The organism is Acinetobacter sp. R933-2, from assembly GCF_030325485.1.
Classification (GTDB): Bacteria; Pseudomonadota; Gammaproteobacteria; order Pseudomonadales; family Moraxellaceae; genus Acinetobacter; species Acinetobacter sichuanensis.
The window spans coordinates 273,452-292,697 of sequence record NZ_JACAIJ010000003.1; the positions used below are offsets into that span (position 1 = coordinate 273,452).

Annotated in this window: 19 protein-coding genes and 1 tRNA gene; 7 read left to right on the forward strand and 13 right to left on the reverse strand. The window is 36.3% G+C overall.

Annotated elements, in window-relative coordinates; translation table 11 throughout:
• Nucleotides 1-300 precede the first annotated feature (300 nt).
• Together HX005_RS05425 and HX005_RS05430 are read left to right on the forward strand one after the other, a co-directional pair.
• Nucleotides 301-939, forward strand: a complete 639-nt coding sequence (locus tag HX005_RS05425; protein ID WP_286376566.1) for a YqiJ family protein — start codon at nucleotides 301-303, stop codon at nucleotides 937-939.
• A gap of 29 nt (nucleotides 940-968) precedes the next feature.
• Complete coding sequence (locus HX005_RS05430) at nucleotides 969-2,678, forward strand: flotillin family protein (RefSeq protein WP_286376567.1); 1,710 nt, start codon at nucleotides 969-971, stop codon at nucleotides 2,676-2,678.
• A 94-nt stretch (nucleotides 2,679-2,772) separates the two neighbouring features.
• Here the strand turns inward: HX005_RS05430 and HX005_RS05435 are convergent, their stop codons facing one another.
• Nucleotides 2,773-3,189: a hypothetical protein gene (locus HX005_RS05435; protein WP_286376568.1), complete on the reverse strand. Its 417-nt coding sequence runs from the start codon at nucleotides 3,187-3,189 to the stop codon at nucleotides 2,773-2,775.
• 251 nt (nucleotides 3,190-3,440) lie between these two features.
• Between HX005_RS05435 and HX005_RS05440 the strand changes: the two genes are divergently transcribed.
• Nucleotides 3,441-4,460 carry an ELM1/GtrOC1 family putative glycosyltransferase gene (locus HX005_RS05440; protein WP_286376569.1) on the forward strand — a complete coding sequence of 340 codons (1,020 nt, stop codon included), beginning with the start codon at nucleotides 3,441-3,443 and terminating at the stop codon, nucleotides 4,458-4,460.
• Between the two features lie 39 nt (nucleotides 4,461-4,499).
• Here HX005_RS05440 and HX005_RS05445 read toward each other — a convergent pair whose 3' ends face one another.
• The gene (locus HX005_RS05445; protein WP_286376570.1) at nucleotides 4,500-6,203 is read right to left on the reverse strand and encodes a M61 family metallopeptidase; all 1,704 of its coding nucleotides are present in this window, start codon (nucleotides 6,201-6,203) and stop codon (nucleotides 4,500-4,502) included.
• Between the two features lie 172 nt (nucleotides 6,204-6,375).
• Between HX005_RS05445 and HX005_RS05450 the strand changes: the two genes are divergently transcribed.
• The 3 genes from HX005_RS05450 to HX005_RS05460 all read left to right on the forward strand — a co-directional run bounded on the left by HX005_RS05450 (nucleotide 6,376) and on the right by HX005_RS05460 (nucleotide 9,685).
• Entirely contained in the window at nucleotides 6,376-7,644 is a 1,269-nt protein-coding gene (locus HX005_RS05450) for a D-alanyl-D-alanine carboxypeptidase PBP6B (protein ID WP_107007121.1), read from the forward strand.
• A 129-nt stretch (nucleotides 7,645-7,773) separates the two neighbouring features.
• Nucleotides 7,774-9,060 carry an NAD(P)/FAD-dependent oxidoreductase gene (locus HX005_RS05455; protein ID WP_286376571.1) on the forward strand — a complete coding sequence of 429 codons (1,287 nt, stop codon included), beginning with the start codon at nucleotides 7,774-7,776 and terminating at the stop codon, nucleotides 9,058-9,060.
• A 142-nt stretch (nucleotides 9,061-9,202) separates the two neighbouring features.
• Nucleotides 9,203-9,685: an FKBP-type peptidyl-prolyl cis-trans isomerase gene (locus HX005_RS05460; protein ID WP_107007104.1), complete on the forward strand. Its 483-nt coding sequence runs from the start codon at nucleotides 9,203-9,205 to the stop codon at nucleotides 9,683-9,685.
• Between the two features lie 177 nt (nucleotides 9,686-9,862).
• On the opposite strand, the gene HX005_RS05465 is transcribed toward HX005_RS05460, so the two are convergent.
• On the reverse strand, nucleotides 9,863-10,303 hold the full coding sequence (locus tag HX005_RS05465; RefSeq protein WP_286376572.1) for a hypothetical protein: 441 nt from the start codon (nucleotides 10,301-10,303) through the stop codon (nucleotides 9,863-9,865).
• A 234-nt stretch (nucleotides 10,304-10,537) separates the two neighbouring features.
• Between HX005_RS05465 and HX005_RS05470 the strand changes: the two genes are divergently transcribed.
• Nucleotides 10,538-10,613: transfer RNA gene (locus tag HX005_RS05470), tRNA-Asn, on the forward strand.
• Nucleotides 10,614-10,806: 193 nt separating this feature from the next.
• Here the strand turns inward: HX005_RS05470 and HX005_RS05475 are convergent.
• The 10 genes from HX005_RS05475 to HX005_RS05520 all read right to left on the reverse strand — a co-directional run bounded on the left by HX005_RS05475 (nucleotide 10,807) and on the right by HX005_RS05520 (nucleotide 19,076).
• Entirely contained in the window at nucleotides 10,807-11,463 is a 657-nt protein-coding gene (locus tag HX005_RS05475) for a MiaE family protein (RefSeq protein ID WP_286376573.1), read from the reverse strand.
• Between the two features lie 36 nt (nucleotides 11,464-11,499).
• Nucleotides 11,500-12,225 carry a pyridoxine 5'-phosphate synthase gene (gene pdxJ, locus HX005_RS05480; RefSeq protein WP_286376574.1) on the reverse strand — a complete coding sequence of 242 codons (726 nt, stop codon included), beginning with the start codon at nucleotides 12,223-12,225 and terminating at the stop codon, nucleotides 11,500-11,502.
• A 32-nt stretch (nucleotides 12,226-12,257) separates the two neighbouring features.
• Nucleotides 12,258-12,980, reverse strand: coding sequence for a DNA repair protein RecO (recO, locus tag HX005_RS05485; RefSeq protein WP_286376590.1), 723 nt, complete (start codon nucleotides 12,978-12,980; stop codon nucleotides 12,258-12,260).
• 39 nt (nucleotides 12,981-13,019) lie between these two features.
• A complete protein-coding gene (locus HX005_RS05490) occupies nucleotides 13,020-13,199 on the reverse strand; it encodes an NF038104 family lipoprotein (protein WP_107007099.1) in 180 nt (59 codons plus the stop codon).
• Nucleotides 13,200-13,239: 40 nt separating this feature from the next.
• Entirely contained in the window at nucleotides 13,240-14,268 is a 1,029-nt protein-coding gene (gene era / locus HX005_RS05495; RefSeq protein WP_286376575.1) for a GTPase Era, read from the reverse strand.
• 5 nt (nucleotides 14,269-14,273) lie between these two features.
• Entirely contained in the window at nucleotides 14,274-14,966 is a 693-nt protein-coding gene (gene rnc / locus HX005_RS05500; protein WP_107007097.1) for a ribonuclease III, read from the reverse strand.
• Entirely contained in the window at nucleotides 14,938-15,312 is a 375-nt protein-coding gene (locus tag HX005_RS05505) for a DUF4845 domain-containing protein (protein WP_286376576.1), read from the reverse strand. Before HX005_RS05505 ends, rnc begins: the two co-directional genes overlap by 29 nt.
• Nucleotides 15,313-15,630: 318 nt before the next feature.
• On the reverse strand, nucleotides 15,631-16,485 hold the full coding sequence (gene lepB / locus HX005_RS05510; RefSeq protein ID WP_107007095.1) for a signal peptidase I: 855 nt from the start codon (nucleotides 16,483-16,485) through the stop codon (nucleotides 15,631-15,633).
• A 21-nt stretch (nucleotides 16,486-16,506) separates the two neighbouring features.
• Nucleotides 16,507-18,324: a translation elongation factor 4 gene (gene lepA, locus HX005_RS05515; protein WP_286376577.1), complete on the reverse strand. Its 1,818-nt coding sequence runs from the start codon at nucleotides 18,322-18,324 to the stop codon at nucleotides 16,507-16,509.
• 200 nt (nucleotides 18,325-18,524) lie between these two features.
• Nucleotides 18,525-19,076, reverse strand: a complete 552-nt coding sequence (locus HX005_RS05520) for a lysozyme (RefSeq protein ID WP_286376578.1) — start codon at nucleotides 19,074-19,076, stop codon at nucleotides 18,525-18,527.
• Nucleotides 19,077-19,246: the final 170 nt, after the last annotated feature.

The following is a 19,246-nucleotide window of genomic DNA, read 5'->3' on the forward strand; positions in this document are numbered from 1 at the left end:
TAATCCCTTTTTTCCTAAAATCCCTTTTCTCCTTATCATTCGTTTTATTGCTTGTTTTAGATATGTCTAATTTATAATCTACTTTATCATTTATTACAACTGTCTTGCTTTAAATTTATTGTTTTACTAAAAATCAATAACTTATTGATTTACAATTACTAATATTAAAAAAATCTTGTCAATATTGAAATAACCATATAAACTGAGATTCTTAATAGAATTAACTCATAATCAGTACTTTACTGGTTATAAAAAACATATCAAAACAAATAAACCGTGAACTCAACAAGAGTAAACATTATGTGGGAATTATTTACACATGCTTCAAATTTATTTTTTAGCGTCAGCTTATGCTTGATGTTGCTTTTAGGTATTTTTGAATGCTTATTACTCATTTTAGGCTCATCTACTCAGGGTTTTTTAGACCAGTTTATTCCTGAACAAGTTGGAGGTAGCCATAGTCTTGATTTTGATACAGATCAAAGCTTATTTGTACAATTTTTAGACTGGCTTTACTTAGGTCGTGTGCCTGTTCTGGTTTGGCTCATTATTTTTTTAACCGTTTATAGCTTGTTTGGTTTTACAATGCAGGCTGTATTCTTTAAGTTCACTCACAGTTATTTAGCAATTTGGATTGCAGCGCCTGTCAGTTTATTTTTATGTATGCCCTTTGTACGCCTTTGTACCGCAATCATTGCAAAAATTTTACCTCAAGATGAAACCACTGCAATACATAGTGAAGAATTGATTGGTCGAACAGCCCTGATTATTTTAGGACAAGCAAAACAGAATTATCCCGCTCAAGCCAAAGTGCTCGATCAATTTGGTCAAACGCATTATATATTGGTCGAACCTGAACTTGACATTACTTTTTCACAAGGACAAGAGGTCATATTAACGCACAAAACAGTGAATGGTTTTCAAGCGATTCAACTTTAAATTTTTATAACAAATGACGAGAAAATTATATGATGAGTTCATCTTTATACCAAATTTTAATTCTTGCAGGCATTATTTTAGCCGCACTGATTGTAATAGGCGTTGTAATTGCCCGCCTTTATAAACGTTCAAGTAAAGAAGTTTCTTTTGTACGAACAGGTTTTGGTGGTGAAAAAGTCATCTTAAATGGTGGCGCAATTGTTCTTCCTGTTTTACATGAAGTTATTCCTGTGAATATGAATACTTTACGTTTAGAGGTAAAACGTGCAGCAGATCAAGCACTGATTACACGTGATCGCATGCGTGTTGATGTCATGGCTGAATTTTATGTACGTGTAAAACCAACAGCGGAGTCCATTGCAACAGCAGCACAGACACTGGGTAAAAAAACCATGTCACCGCCAGAATTAAAAGATTTGGTTGAAGGTAAATTCGTTGACTCTTTACGTGCTGTTGCCGCAGAAATGGCAATGGAAGAATTACATGAAAAGCGTGTCGATTTTGTTCAAAAAGTTCAACAAGTTGTTTCTGAAGATTTATTTAAAAATGGTCTAGAACTTGAAACAGTATCTTTAACTGGCTTAGACCAAACAAGCTTTAAATTTTTTAATCCTCAAAATGCTTTTGATGCAGAAGGCTTAACTAAACTCACTGAAACGATTGAAGATCGTCGTAAAAAACGTAATGACATTGAACAAGATGCTGACCTTGCAATTAAAGCTAAAAATTTAGAAACCCAACAAGCACAATTGCAAATTTTACGTGAAGAAGAATATGCAAAAATGCAACAAGAACGTGAAATTTCAATTCGTAAAGCTGAACAATTGGCTGAAATAGCCTCTCAAGAAGCATCAAAAAAACGTGAAGCGGAAGAAGCTCGTATTGCAGCAGATCGTGAGGTTGAATTAAAACGTATTGCATCTGCTCGCGATGTTGAAAATGAAAATATTGTCAAAGCGCAATTGATTCAAAAAGCACAAGTTGAACAAAAGAAAACCATTGAATTAGCAGAACAAGACCGTGCAATTGCGATTGCTGAAAAATCTCGTGCTGAATCTGAAGCAAAAGCACTCGCTGACCAAGCACGTGCTCAAGCAGTAAAAGCGGAAGAAGAAGTTTTAACTGTACGTGAGACGCAACGTGCTGAACGTGTTAAGGCTGTTGAACTTGTTGCTGCAAAACAAATTGCTGAAACAGATGCAATTGCCATTACAGTTGCAGCAGAAGCTGCAAAAAAAGCGGCAGCAGATGATGCTGAAGCAGTACGTATAGCCGCACAAGCTGAGGCTGAAAAAATTCGCCTCAAAGCAAAAGGTGAAGCTGATGCAAAAGTTCTTTTGGCTCAAGCACAAGAGAAACAGTATCAAGTTGATGCTGAAGGTACGCGCGCAGTAAACGAAGCCAATAATATTTTATCGACTGAACAAGTTGAAATGCAAATTCGCTTAGCTTTACTTAAGTATTTGCCTGAAATTATTCGTGAAAGTGTTAAACCAATGGAAAATATTGATGATATTAAAATATTACAAGTCAATGGCTTAGGTGGAATTGGTTCATCATCTAACACGACTGAAGGTGGCACTGAACAAGGACAAGTTGCTTTGTCAGATCAAGTCGTAAATAGTGCTTTACGTTATCGTACTCAAGCACCTTTGATTGATAGCTTAATGAACGAATTAGGCATACAAGGTGGTGACATCAATGGTTTAACTCAAAGTTTAAAAGCAAAAACTGAGTAATCCAATAATTTAGAGTTAAAATGATCAGGTTGCTTTCAACGTAATTAAATATCACCAAGATGTTTAACGTGATTTGCAACCTGTTCTATAAAAGTTACTTACATTTTCCTATCGTTTGCCCTTCCACACTACTCATATTAGATTTTAGTTTGACCACAGATGAGCAATATAGTTTTCCTGAAATCATAGATTTATCAAGACTTAAAGCAGTAGAAACTTGGGCAGCATTTAAATCACCCTCAATGCTTGAGTTTATCAATTGAACTGCTTTAGCACTACTTGCCTGAACATTTCCACTGACTGAGGCATTATTTAAAATTAAACTCGCTCCTTTTTGTACATGAATATTCCCTTCAACAGCCGTGGCATTTAACTTACAAACTGCGCCAACAGGTACATTCAAATCATTGACGGCTGTATTGTTGAGTGTTTTTGTACACTCCGCAGCAAAACCAGTATTTGAAAATATCCATAAAGTGGTCACTGATAATAGTGTCACGATTTTATTCATATTTCACTCCATGATTCACACTTCTTAATTTGTCTATTTATTATTCAATTTTTTCTTTTGATCAATATGACAAAATCTTAATCTTGTTGTTATTTATTGTGAAAGTAATATTCACATAAATCTTCTTCTTATAAATAAGTGATTTCCTAGATTGATTAAAATGATGTAAACAATTTTTAATCTAGACTTCAGCAAAGTTTAATAAAAGCTCTTTAGGCTATTTAGCACAAAGCTAAAACATAGGTCTACTCATGGTTGCATCTTCTCTTCATCAATCTGTATTAGTGATTCATGATGATCGAAAAGGTCATCTTAATCCGTCGTTAGCTGTGGCTGAAATTATTCAAGAAAAATATTCCTGTCAGTTTCAAAAATATTTATTCTCGCAGCATTTAAATAAAAAATTAATTAGCTTATTTAAAAAAGTTTCTCATTTTCCTTATTTATTCAAATTGTTAGGAAAACTTATTTTTAAAGTTGAACCGCAAAATATAAAAGATATTGAAGTCATCATTTGTTCTGGAATGCCTAATTTAATTTATGCAGCTTATTTAGCACATCGATATAATATTTTACTTTTATACGTTGGAAACTTAAGAGGTTTTAATGATCAATTGATTGATTTTAGTATTACTGCACTTCCACAAAATGTGAATTGTAAACAAATTATTTTAAATACTCCTCCTGTTTCAGCAAAATTTAGTTCAGCAACCATACAACCAAACCATCAGGCAGTCTTACTCTTAGGTGGAAGTACTAAAGAATATCCATTCTCAAAACAACAATTCACAGAAATAATCACACATTTTGTTCATTTTACTCAAACAAAACAGCTTGAAGGCACGATTATTTGTTCACGACGAACACCTGAGTTGAGTGAAAAAGTACGATCTCTAGTTTTGGCTCAAAACATCAAAATTATTGATGCTCAGCAAAATATCGAAATTTATGAACAAATGATACAGAGTAAATTTATTTTCGTGACAGAAGATAGTATTACCATGTTATCGGAAGCAATCCATACAGGTGCGATTGTCACATCTATTTACTTAAATGAATTAGAAACAACTGATTTAATTGAAAAATATTTGGATAAAAAATATATTCAGCGAAAATCTATTCAACATTTAGGACAAATTTCTGAACATTACAGTTCATTTAACAGAACAGAACTAACTCAAACATTGATTCAACAACTGGCTCCATTTTATCATCATGGGCATTTTAAAAAGAATGAACTCGAAGCGAAAAAGCACAAAGTTTATGCATAAAAAAGCACTCCGAAAAGTGCTTAATTTCAATCATTTAGATTAAGATTTTAACCATTTTTCGGCTTTACTTTGATCTGCAACCACCAATTCAACAGTGCTGAGATAAACTTCACCGCCTTGCAACTCAAATTGTAGTAATTCGTCACGACGGAAAGCATAAACAGTAAATGTACCTTGCTGTTTTGCATATTTATTTAACAGTTTTTCTGATGCCTTCAGCCCATCAATGGCAATAATGACATCATTGGCTGATAGACCTGCATTTGCACCAGTACCATCACGACGTACCTGCTGAATCAATACACCTTCAGGTTTTTCAGCGACTTTCAAACCAAAAGCCAAAGTCTTTTCATTTTTCAGTTCAAACTGAATGCCAAACTCTGGGAATAGCTGATCTAATGGCAATTCTTCAGTTGTATTAATCAAATGGTTAATCTGCTCGCCCCAATGATCTCCTGTTAATTCCTGACAAATGTCAAAAATTGTACGCTCATTCACCTGAATGCCTTTTTGTGTATTTTCATACAATTTACGCATGACTAAATCTAGACTTGAACCTTTGATTCTTAAACCTAAATCTAGGCATAATGCCACCAAACATCCTTTATTATAGTAGCTTGTGCCTGCATTATTTGAGTTTTCATCTTGACGATAGAATTTAATCCACGCATCAAAACTTGACTCAGAAACAGTCTGAATAAAACGTCCTGGATTTTGCAAATAACGATCAATCTGTGTTTTCAGCAATTTTAAATAAGATGCTTGAGAAATCACACCACTACGATACAAAATTAAGTCATCATAATAAGATGTAAATCCTTCAAAAATCCATAATAAAGATGTTAAACTTTCTTTATTTAAATCATAAGTCGCTAAATTTTCAGGGCGAATAAATTTAACCAACCATGAATGAAAATATTCATGACTACATAAACCTAAAAAGCGTTGATAATCTGCTGAAGGTTCAACAGGTTCATCAGCTTTGGGTAAATCATCACGTGGTGTGATTAAACTTGTACTATTTGGATGCTCTAGTCCACCATAACTATTGCCTGTTGCCATTGTCATAAATGTGTAGTTTTCAAATGGTGCTGAACCAAACATTGCGATTTCAGTACTACAAATTTTTTCAATGTCTTGTTTCATACGTTCAGCATTCATTGCATGCTGACCAGAAACCACAAATTCATGAGCAATCCCATGCGCCTCAAAGCTAAAACGTGTTTGATCAGCCAACTCAAACGGTGCATCAATCAATTGAGCATAATTGTCTGCTTTGAGCGTATAACGCCCTTTGACCAAACTTTTTGCAGACAAACCTGTCGCGATTTGGAAATGTTTTAATTCTTCAGGTAAAAATATTTCCAGTTCGATAGGTGAATGCTCTTGATCTTGCAACCCTAAGCAGACACAAGCAGGATTTACATAGAGTCGAGTTTGGTCAACATAGGCACCTCGTACAGACAAATCATAAGCATAGACGTCATATTCAACGGTAATAAGCTCATAATCAGTGTTATATAAACGCCACTGATTTTTTTCAAATTTGGTAATTTTAAGCTGGCGACCTGCTTCATCGTAGGCTTTTACAGATTCGATATGCTTCGCAAATTCACGGATTAGGTAACTACCAGGAATCCACGTAGGTAAAGACAAAATTTGCGTTGGCTGAGCAAGAAAGCGCAAAGTAACATGAATAAGATGCTGACGATATTCGTCAAATTCAATTTGATAATGCAACATAAGCCGTATTCAAAAAAAATATTAAGGTAATTACTTCCAAGATTAACATTTTTTACAAAGTCGTGCTTTATTCGCGCGATTTCTTGATCATATTCACTAGCCAGCACAGAAAAAAAGGCATAGCATGCTGCTCTGCTTTCTCATGTATTCATCGGCTTTAAAGGTAACCCCGTTGAGAATTTTCACTTTCTTCATTGCGTTAATGAGTCTCGTTTGCTCCACGCTAGTGAATGCTGCTTTACTAAATATTAATCCCCTTTCTGTTGAAGCTGAAGCTTGGACAATCTTAGACACACAAACAGGTCAAACGATTGCTGAGCATAATAGTCATCTACAACGTGCCCCAGCCTCAATGACAAAAATGATGGTGGCTTATATTGCTTTAAAAGAAATAAAAGCAGGTCATTTAAAGAAAAATGAAATTCTTACTGCAACACCAGTCGTTAAAATGGTGCAATGGGATGAGTCCCAAATGTACCTTAAAGAAGGTGAACAGATTACGGTTGATCAATTGATCGCAGGTTTGATCGTCATGTCTGCAAATGATGCGGCTGTGACTTTAGCTGAACGTATTTCAGGTGATGTGCCAACTTTTGTCGCACGAATGAATCAGGAAGCTCAGGCTTTGGGCATGAAAAATACTCATTTTTCAAATGCGCCTGGTGTGACAATGCCTGACCATTTATCAACTGCACATGATATGGCTTTGCTTGGTGAAGCTGTCGCAGTGCAAACTCCAGACTACTTGCATTACTCAGTGCTGCCAAGTTTTAGTTATAATCAGCGTTTTCACCATGCAACAAATTTGATTTTAAAAACAGATCCAAGTGTTGATGGCTTAAAAACAGGCTTTACTAAAGCAGCAGGTTATAATTTAGCTTTAAGCGCACACCGTCCTTCAGGACTCAGTATTGCACCAGAGCGACGCCTAATTGTTGTGGTTATGGGAACAAAAAATGCCGCAAAACGTGCAGAAGTTGCCCATAAATTACTCAACCTTGCTTATGCTTATACGCGTGATGAAGTCGTCATTGAAGATAAACAACTGATTGCGGAACTTCCAGTGGTCAAATCAACCTTAAAAATTTTTAAAGTTGAAGCCAAAAAACCGCAAATCGTGACCACAAGTTTATATAACAATCCGCAACCTATTGATTTAATGCTTTTTGATAATCTCAACTCTAAGATCATGCAAAATGATGCAACAGGTTTGTTAACAGCCATTGAACCGCTACAACATACAGAAACGCATTTAAATGTAGAACTCAATGAAGCGTCACTAACCGCACCATTAGCAAAAATGATGCACTTAGCGAAAGTCAATGTTTACCAAAATGATGCTTTATTACAATCTTTTGATATAGAAGATGACGTATACATTGAACAAGCATCTTGGTTTGAACGCCTTCTTGATTGGCTAAAAAACCTGTTTGGATTTTAAACAAGAAAAAAATCCAACGCTTTTACTTTGTTTTATTGTAAATATGTAAATTGTAAAACAAAAAAGCCGAATAATTGTGTATCTGGTGGCATATTAATGTCATCTTTTATAACAACTATTAGGTAAATTATGTCTAAACTTCATCATATTGTGATCGTTGGCGGCGGTGCTGGCGGTCTTGAGTTGGTTACACAACTTGGTGATACACTTGGTAAAGCAAATAAAGCCAAAATTACACTTGTAGACCAGAAACTCACTCATATCTGGAAACCTTTATTGCATGAAATTGCAGCAGGTACCATGAACCCAAATGATGAAGGCACCAATTATTATGCACATGCAGCAAAGCATCATTATGAGTTTGTACAAGGACGTTTTGAAAGTTTAGACCGTGAAAAACAGGAAATTACCCTCAGTAAACCTCAAACCACAAAATACGAAGCAGCCAGTGAAAAACAAACGCTTGCTTATGACACTTTAGTACTCGCGGTTGGTTCTGTTTCAAATGACTTTAATACCCCAGGTGTAAAGGAATATTGTCATTATCTTGATAGCTTACAACAGGCTGAAATTTTCCAGCAAGATCTTCTGCATTTATATCTCGATGCACAAAATAAAAATACTGAACGTCATCTAAATATCGCTGTGATTGGTGCAGGTGCAACGGGTGTTGAACTATCAGCAGAGCTTGTTGAAGCAAAACAAAATTTTTATAAATATGGCTTAAACAAAATTAATCCAAATCAAGTTAAAATTTCGCTGATTGAAGGAGCAGATCGTATTTTACCTGCCCTTTCAGAAAAAATTGCAGAGCATGCTGACAAACAACTGCAACGAATGAAAATTGATGTATTAACCGCAAAACGTGTAGAAAAAGTTGATGCTGAACGTGTTTATTTTAACGACGGTAGCAGTATTCAAGCTGAGCTTAAAGTATGGGCTGCGGGCATTAAAACACCAAAAGTGATTGCAGAATTACCAGACTTTAAAAAAGATCGTATGGGTCGTTTAGAAGTCTACGCAACATTACAAACCAAAACCGATCCAAATATTTTTGCAATTGGTGATTGTGCCAACTGTATTTTAGATGCACGTGAAGGCGCTTTAGGACCTCGCGCACAAGTTGCAAGTCAACAAGCAAGTTTTATGCTTGATGCACTCAAAGCAAGAATTCATGGCAGCCAACAGCCAATGTTCCAATTTTCAGATAAAGGCTCTTTAGTTTCGCTGAGTAAAAACAAAGCTGTAGGTGAATTATTGGGTCAAGTCAATGTACAAGGCTTTGTTGCGAAATCTATGTATGTTTCTCTATATCGAATGCATCAAGCCACAATTTATGGTTATACACATGCAGGCTTACTCACAGCAAAAGATTTTGTTACACGGAAAATTACGCCAAGAATAAAATTGCATTGAAATTTAAAAATTCGCCCATATTAATGAAAAAACCATCAAAAAAGTGGTAAAAATGCTTTTTTTTCGTAAATTTAGTCTACAAAAATTGCATTTCACTTTATGATGTACACTTAAAACTATCGTTATCGAATGGATCAATAACATGACTGCTATTGCAAATAACCAAGTGGTTTCTTTCCACTATACGTTGACTAACGCTGAGGGTGAAACTCTCGATAAATCACAAGGTGAGCCACTAGCATATTTGCATGGCGCAGGTAACATCATTCCTGGTTTAGAAAAAGCTTTAGAAGGTAAAACTGTAGGTGAAAAATTTACAGTAAACGTTCCTGCTGCTGAAGGTTATGGCGAATATAATCCTGATCTAGTTCAAGAAGTTCCTGCTCAAATGTTCCAAGGTGTTGAGAACATCGAAGCTGGTATGCAGTTCCAAGCTCAAACTGATGATGGCGTTCAAATCGTTACTGTTAAAGCGGTTGAAGGTGACAATGTTGTCGTTGATGCTAACTTCCCATTAGCAGGTCAAGATCTTACTTTTGAAGTAGAAATCGTTGAAATTCGTGAAGCTTCAGCTGAAGAATTAGAACATGGTCATGTTCATGGTGTAGGTGGTCATCACCACTAAGGTCTATTGAGATCTAAAAAGGCAAAGTTTTACTTTGCCTTTTTTTATATCAAAAATTCTTATCTCTTTGTGATATAACATCATCCAAATCAGAAATATACTTTTTAAAAGCTTAAAGACTGATATAAATGATTGCTCATTTTACAATGAAATAGCATTTAACCTTAACGCATAACCCTATGCTGTTTTATTTTGAACTAAAAAATTAAAATGTGGTCGATTTAAAGCCCAACATTCAGCATAAAATTTAACAACACGATCTAAAAAAACGTCTGAGCCTTGCTGTTTTTTTAATGACCAAGCTTTAGATTGATTAGATCCAGTCAAAAGATTACCTGTAATTTGATAAACATAGACATCCTGAGACAAAACTGAAATACGTTTTTTGCTCTGTACATCAAATAAATTTTGAATGGAATCATTCAACAACCACTTTTCACTGAACCATAATTGCAATAAATCTCCTAAAACTAGACTTTTTTTTGCAGCAGGCCAAGCCTCGATATAGGCATCCTCAACAGGTGTAAAATAATGGGTTGGATCATGAATCAATGAAAGATAATTTTCCTTATAAAAAGAAAAATTTGAAAATATATTTGAGATAGTGAGCGTATTCATTCGCTTTCTCCTGTTTAGCCATTTTTGTGCTGGCAAGTGAGTTAAATCCACACTGTTTAAATTTTCATTTAAACGATCTATGCAATTAAACTAACAAGCTCCGCCTAGACATGCAAGTTTTTTTCTTAGAATTGTCTTTTTTGTTCAAATATAGAACATACAAGATAAAAATGAAGAAAACATGACATTTAAAGCTTGACCCTGTGGGAAATGTCCTTATAATCGCATGCAGATTCTCCAATAGCTCAGTCGGTAGAGCGACGGACTGTTAATCCGCAGGTCCCTGGTTCGAGCCCAGGTTGGAGAGCCAAATTCTAAAAGCCCACTCATTACGAAGTGGGCTTTTTTTATATAAAATAAATTTACTTTTTCTCAAAATCTAAACCTGTCATATAAATAAAATACTCAAGCAAAGACTTTGATCATTTAATAATTTGATAGATAAAATATGTTCTAGGCGAAATAAAAAAGAAGCGAACTTATCGCTTCTTTTTCTTAATGACTTATGCAGCAACCTTAACGGGTACACCACTATGAAAACGGAAGCTCTCATCGGGGCTTAAAATTAAGTTTTTTTCAACTTCTCGAATAAACTCAATTCGTTGCTGAATCGTTTCTTCTGGATCTTTCAGCTTTGACGTCTTTGCAACATCTAAAGCTAAAGCCAAATAGTCTTCATAATGGCGTGATTCAGACTTTAACAGATAGCGATAATAGCGCCCTAATTCATCATCTACAATTGGTGCAAGTGCATGAAATCGCTCGCAAGAGCGTGCTTCAACAAATGCGCCTATGACTAAAACATCAATCAAAGCTTCAGGCTCATAGGTACGGATTTCTTTGCGTAACCCCCCCGCATAACGTCCTGCACTTAAACCTTTCCACTCATAACCTCGTTTGGTCATAAACTCAAGCACTTGCTCATAATGCAACATTTCTTCACGTACAAGCTGTGCTAATTTCACTTGTAAATCGGTAAAAAAGCTATAACGGAACATCAAATTCATGGCTGTTCCTGCTGCTTTTTTTTCACAATTGGCATGATCTTGCATCAGCAAGGGTAAATTATTTAATGCCTCATCTAACCATGCTTTAGGCGTTTCGCAACCTAAAAAAGCAATGACAGGTTGCATGAGTTCATCATAATTAATATTAGACATGAAATATTCAACAACAATTAAGAGAGTAAAAGAAAATTAGCCTGCGGCTTGAATCGCTGCTTTCATATCCTTCACAGCTTGCGTTAAACCGACAAATACGCTTTCTGCAATAATTGAATGTCCAATATTCAATTCATGAATTTGAGGAATTGCTGCTATTGGAGCAACATTTTCAAGGTTCAAACCATGTCCAGCATTAACAACCAAACCTTTAGATGCGGCATACTCCGCACCTTTGATAATACGTTGTAATTCTACCTGTTGAGCTTCTGCTGTTTCTGCATCTGCATACGCTCCTGTATGAAGCTCAATCGTTGGGGCACCACAAGCGATTGCTGCATCAATCTGAGCAAAATCAGGATCAATAAACAAGGAAACATCACAACCAATGGCAGTGAGCGCCTGAGTAGCAGCCTTAACATCTTCAAAATGTCCAACGACATCTAAACCACCTTCTGTCGTGATTTCTTGACGCTTTTCAGGTACAAAACATACATGATGTGGCTGAATTTCTTTGGCAAATGCCACCATTTCATCTGTAACTGCGATTTCTAAGTTCATTCTTGTTTTTAAAACAGGACGCATACGACGTACATCATCGTCTTGAATATGACGACGATCTTCACGTAAATGTAGAGTAATCCCTTCTGCCCCTGCTTGTTCACAAATTAATGCTGCTTTTACAGGATCAGGATAAATCGTTCCACGTGCTTGTCTTAAAGTCGCAACATGATCAATGTTTACACCAAGCAATGCAGCCATACCATTTTCCTAATAAGAATAAATTTTAAAAATTAATGTTTCGCCATTTTCGATTGAGAATTTTGAATCCAAAGCTGACGACTTTTCAAAGGTCGATCACCGAGTAATGAGCTAATCATTTGCCGATAAAGCTTCGCTAATAATTGTAACTGTTCTGAACTAAAATCCATACCCTTTTCATAATGAGCCATACTCAAAATTTGCTTTCCCAACAAAGTTGCAGGCGAGTAATGTGCCACAGGAATAAAACCATCTGATAACTGAAACTGATAACTTTGATTTGCACTAATTTCATGCTGATGAGCATCATGCTGATAATCTAAAGGATAACCAAGCTCTTCTAATAATGCGTGTTCAAACTGACGTAAAATTTGTCTTAAAAATAAATCTGCTTGTGAATGCTCAGCCAAATTTTGTAGATGCTGCAATGTAATATGATATTGTGCAAAAGTTTCAGGCATTGCTTCTTCAAGTGGGCATAAACGAAGAATAACTTCATTGAGATAAAAGCCTGAGAAAAAAGCATCACCATAAAAAAAAATGGGTTGGTTCAAAATTTCTAATTTGGAAAAGTTTTTTAACTCCGACTTACCCGAAGCTTGTAATATAATCGGTTGATATTGTGGTGGAGGCGTCTGTCTTAAAATACCATCGACACGCCCATGCTCTTGCGTAAACAAATGCACAATATGACTTCGCTCACGATATTTACGATGATGAATTAAATATCCATGTAAAACTTCATTACGCATTATTCAGTATTTCACTCACACTGAGGAAGTTCCTAAGCATGATCAATCTTTTTTCTTATCTTCATCATCCCCATCGGGAATGACTGCACCAACAACAGCCGCAGTGCCTTTAACAACACCTTTGGTTACGCCATAAGCAGCTTTAACAGGAACTGTGACAATTTTGGTAATACACCCCTGCAACATGAAAATACATGTCAATATAGTGAAAACTCGAATCATGACAGTTCCTTATTTAACAATTAAAACGCTTTAATAACAATTAAATATCGCTATAGCCTAAACTCTTCAATGCACGTTCATCATCAGACCAGCCACCTTTGACTTTCACCCAAAGTGTCAGCATGATTTTTTGTTCGAACATTTTTTCCATATCAACACGTGCGTCCATCCCGATTTTTTTCAGTTTGGCACCTTTTTCACCAATCACAATGGCTTTTTGACCAGGGCGATCCACAAAAATCGTTGCATCAATATAAGTACACGCTGCTTTAGGACGACCTGTTTTTTCATTAATGGTCGCTTCCTCAGTTTTAAATGATTCAATTTGAACCGTTAAATCATAAGGAAGTTCCTCACCCAACTGACGCATGATTTTCTCACGAATAATTTCACTCGCAAGGAAACGTTCAGAACGATCTGTCACTTGTTCTAATGAATATAGCGGCGGTTGGAATGGCAAATATTTTTCAATCGCATCACGCAAATGATCTAAGTTTGCACCACGCAATGCCGATACAGGGACAATTTCAGCAAAATTCATAAGCTTAGCGCGTTCTTGAATCAAGGGTAAAACCATACGCTTATTTTCTAAGGTATCAATTTTATTGATGATCAAGATCACAGGCATCTCTGCATTTTGCAGTTTTTCCAAGACTAAATCGTCATTTTGTGTCCACTTTTGTGCATCCAAAACAAACAATACAAGATTGACATCACGTAAGGCTGAATTTGCAGCTTTATTCATCATTTTATTGATGGCACGTACTTCTTTCTTGTGCATCCCTGGTGTATCAACAAATACTGCCTGAGATTTTTCACGACTATCAATCCCAACAATTTTATGTCGAGTTGTTTGTGGCTTACGTGAAGTAATTGAAAGTTTTTGACCCAATAAATGGTTCATCAATGTTGATTTACCTACATTTGGGCGACCAACAATTGCAACAAAGCCACTACGATAATCCGAAGGAATTTCTGTCCCTTGCGAACTAAAAAATTGATTAATTAAATCATTGCCGTTTTCAGTTGGCTCGTGATCAGCATCATTGTGATCGGAATGTGTACTCATGCAGTTTACTGCTCCAATAACTTTAAAAATTCCGCCGCAACTGCCTGTTCTGCAAAGCGGCGACTTGATCCCTCACCCATCATTTTAGGCAAGCCATCTACAGTACATTCTACTTTAAAATGTTGATTCGGTGCATCACCCTGAATATCTACAACCTCATAAACAGGTAAATGCTTTTTACGAGCTTGTAGATATTCTTGTAAACGCGATTTTGGATCTTTTAGCTGATCCGTTGGTTCAATATTTTCCAGATAAGGTTCATACCATTTTAAAACAATCGAACGTAATAAAGGTAAATCCTGACTCTCTGTATAAATTGCACCAATAAGCGCTTCGACTGTATCTGCTAATATAGACTCACGATGATGACCACCAGATTTCAATTCACCTGTACTTAAAATTAAACTGGTGCTTAATTTTAAATCATTGGCAATTTTACCTAATGCTTCCTGACGCACTAATGTTGCACGCATACGTGTTAAACGCCCTTCATTCTCTGTAGGATAAGCGTGGTACAAATAGTTTGCGATAATCATACCTAACAGTGAATCGCCTAGAAATTCTAGGCGCTCATAGTTATATTTATGACTTACCGAACGATGTGTCAGTGCAAGTTGTAATAACTCTGGTTGTTTAAACACATAACCGATACGACTCTGTAAGCGTGGATCACTTACTTTGAACTGACCTTTGATCAAAACTCTTCTCGAATGTTTGGACTAAGTCAATATTCATAAAAAACGGTGTTCTTACTTCATATTTCTTAGTCACTGTTAAACCGTTTTCTGTAGATACGGTTGCAATATCCTTAAATTTCAAATCACGGATATTGTTCATATCTAAGCGTTGGCTCATTTGACTTTCAAATTTAGATGGTGTGATTTCAGAAGAGCTCTCTTGCATCAATTGCTCTATCTGATTATTAATCACACGATCGTCCCAGTATGATGGCCAGATTGCCACTGCTGCTTTTGCAACAAAAGCAAAGACCATGATTACCAATAAAATCGTAATATACGACGCACCTTGTTGAGATTTACGCATTGTTATTATCCACTAGGCGAAATAATTATACCATTTTGGCACTATGAACATAAGTGTAGATAATAAAATCCCACTGAGTTTACAGCACCAAATTCCCCAAATTAAAAAACTAAATATCGACAGTACAGATCTATTCTTGTTAATTGAGACCACGCACACATATTTAATCATTCTATTATCTTGCAAAGCCTATAGACTTGCTAGATTAAAGCGTACATTTTTACCTACTTTATTTCATCTGAGTAAACTAAATATACTTTTTTAAGTCATAAAAAAAGACCAATCAACTTGGTCTTTTCATTACACTCTATCTTTTAACTAGTTAATTTTTCCATTACGGCTAAATGATGGAAAATTCAAACCAGGCTCTTTATGCATCCACACATAAATCGCATGACCTGTTAAGTTCTCTTCAGGCACAAAACCCCAAAAACGACTATCAGCACTTTGATCACGATTATCACCCATTGCAAAGTACTTTCCTTTTGGTACAGTCACTTCCCAACTCTGACCATTGCTTTTTATAAAACGATCATTATCACGTGCAACAAAAGGTAGATCTTCTTTTTTCTGAGCATAGTTAAATGCACCAACTAACGTATTTTGACCTTCAAGAATACGGACTAAATGCTGATGCTCACCCATAGTTTCAGTATAATAGATTGATTTTGGTGTATCCAAAATGTCTTTTTCACGACTGAACTCAGTTGTAACTTGGGAAATTTTTTGACCATTAATGATCAACTGCCCATTATCAAATTCAATATGATCACCTGGTAAACCAATAATACGTTTGATATAACTAATTTTTGGATTTTCAGGATAACGAAACACAGCAACATCACCACGTTGCGGTTCGCCAATATCTAAAACTTTAGTGTTGGTAATCGGCAAACGTACACCATATTGGTATTTATTCACCAAAATATAATCACCTGTTTCTAAAGTTGGCACCATAGAATCTGAAGGAATATTAAAAGGTTCAAAGAAGAAAGAGCGTAAAACTAAAACTACAGCTAATACGGGCCAGAAGTCGTATGCCCATGTAATGATGAAATTTTCATTTCCCTTTCCTTTGGTCGCACGCTGTTTAAGCACAAACTTGTCGAGCAACCATAAGCCAAAAAATATCAGCGTTGCAGGTACGAGAATTAAATTAAAATCAAAATCCATGAGCAATCAGACCTCTAGTTTTTATCTATCGACTTTTAATACAGCAAGGAACGCTTCTTGTGGGATTTCAACGCTACCCACTTGCTTCATACGTTTCTTACCTTCTTTTTGTTTCGAAAGTAATTTCTTCTTACGTGAAACGTCACCACCGTAACATTTCGCTAATACGTTTTTACGCATCGCTTTTACAGTTGAACGTGCAATGATTTGTGCACCAATAGCCGCCTGAATCGCAACATCAAACATTTGACGTGGAATCAAGTCTTTCATTTTTTCAACGAGTGCAATACCACGATGACGCGCATCTTGACGGTGACAAATCATGGCTAAGGCATCTACCTTATCACCATTAATTAGCACATCAACCTTAACCAAAGATGAACTTTCAAAACGCACAAAAGTATAGTCTAATGACGCAAAACCACGAGAACATGATTTTAACTTATCAAAGAAGTCCATCACGACTTCAGCCATTGGGATTTCAAATGTGATAGACACTTGATTTGCCATAAATTTCATGTCCTTTTGCACACCACGGCGCTCAACACATAAAGTCATGACATTACCCAAATAGTCTTGTGGAACAAGAATATGACATTCTGCAATCGGTTCACGTAAATCTTCTACAGTTGAACCATCTGGCATTTTAGAAGGGCTATCAATATAGATTGTTTGACCATTTTTCATCACCGCTTCATAAATTACAGTCGGTGCTGAAGAAATCAAATCTAAATCGTATTCACGTTCTAAACGTTCTTGTACGATTTCCATATGTAACATACCAAGGAAACCACAACGGAAACCAAAGCCTAATGCATCTGAGCTTTCAGGTTCAAAGAATAATGCAGAGTCATTGATTTGTAGTTTCTGCAAAGCATCACGGAAAGGTTCAAAATCGCTGGCATCAATTGGGAATAAACCTGCATAAACCTGCGGTTTAACCTTTTTAAACCCTGGTAATGTTTCAACGTCTGGTGTCGTTGATAATGTGATGGTATCACCTACAGGCGCACCAAAAATATCTTTGATTCCCGCAATGACGAAACCAACTTCACCTGCTTCCAAAATACCTGTTTCAGTATGCTTTGGATTAAAAATACCCACTGAAGTGATGATGTGCGTTTGACCTGTTGATTTCATCAACATTTTGTCGCCTTTACGCACACGACCTTGTTTCACACGGACTAAAGAAACAACGCCTAAATAGTTGTCAAACCATGAGTCTACAATCAAAGCTTGTAAAGGCGCATCACGATCACCTTCAGGTGCAGGGATCACATTGACCAATGTTTCAAGCACACCTTCAATGCCTAAACCTGTTTTTGCCGAACACGTTGGAGCTTCAGTGGCTTCAATCCCGATAATATCTTCAATTTCTTGAATGACACGTTCAGGTTCAGCCTGCGGCAAATCAATTTTATTCAGAACAGGAAGTACTTCTAAGCCCTGTTCAATTGCTGTATAGCAGTTTGCAACCGATTGAGCTTCCACACCTTGAGCTGCATCAACAACCAAAAGTGCACCTTCACATGCCGCCAAAGAACGTGATACTTCATAAGAGAAGTCTACGTGTCCTGGGGTGTCAATGAAGTTTAATTGATATTCTTGACCATTCGGATGCGTATAATACAAGGTGACCGAAGTCGCTTTAATCGTAATACCACGCTCACGCTCTAACTCCATAGAGTCGAGGACTTGAGCCTGCATTTCACGATCTTGTAAACCACCGCAAGTTTGAATGAAACGATCCGCAAGTGTCGACTTTCCGTGGTCGATATGCGCAATAATTGAAAAATTGCGTATGTTATTGATATTAACTGATTTTTTAGCTACTGCCATAAACTACTCTAAAAATATGTACACAATCATGTACTTAATATCGAAAGTACTCATGACGTGAAAAAATTAAATTTCCTAATTGGCGCACAGTATAAGCAGAACATGATTAAAAATATAGTAAACAACATAAATTTAGTACTAATGAGCTGTGTACTTAAAAATAAGTTGCACAGCCTTAACGTAAATAACAATCTAGACCACTAGACTGTCTTTTCAAACAACTTTCTTTCTACAGCTCGTCGATTCACTAAACCCTGCACTCGTTTACTACCTGCTTTCACCCAAACATCAAACTGAGCTGCTGCACCTTTATAGTCATCAGCATTTAATTTTTTAAGCAATGTAGAATCTGCAAAAGCACCTGTACCGATATTGTAAGCTAATGACACCAACGCATCGAACTGATTTTGATTCAAGGCAACAGTGACTTTATTTACAGCAGCTTCGAATTTTTTAAGATCAGATGCTATATAGGATTTGGCTTGTTCAACTGTACAAGTGTCGCCTTTTTTGACTTTTACGCCATTGATAACAGTTGTACCATAACCAATTGTCCAAACGCCCACGCCATCATCGTAGGCATTTAGGCGTAGACCTTCAAAGCTACAAATTAGGTCGATGCCTGAAGCACTGGTTGTTTGTGTTGTTTTTGGTGCTAATTCATCAACTACAACATTGAGCTTATCAACTTGCGACTGAGTGAGTTTGCCACCTGCAATTTTTCGTGCTTCGTCAAAGAATGGTTTATTCATTAGCTTTGCCCTCCTTTGCCATTTCCGATAATTGAAATAAATGCAGCTTTAATTTCGGAAATAACTTCAGATAAGGGCTTGCCTTTTAAGAGTGCAATTGACTGATACACGATGCCAATTGCAAGCAAACCAAAAACAGCAAAGATAAACATGATAAAACCTTGGTACAT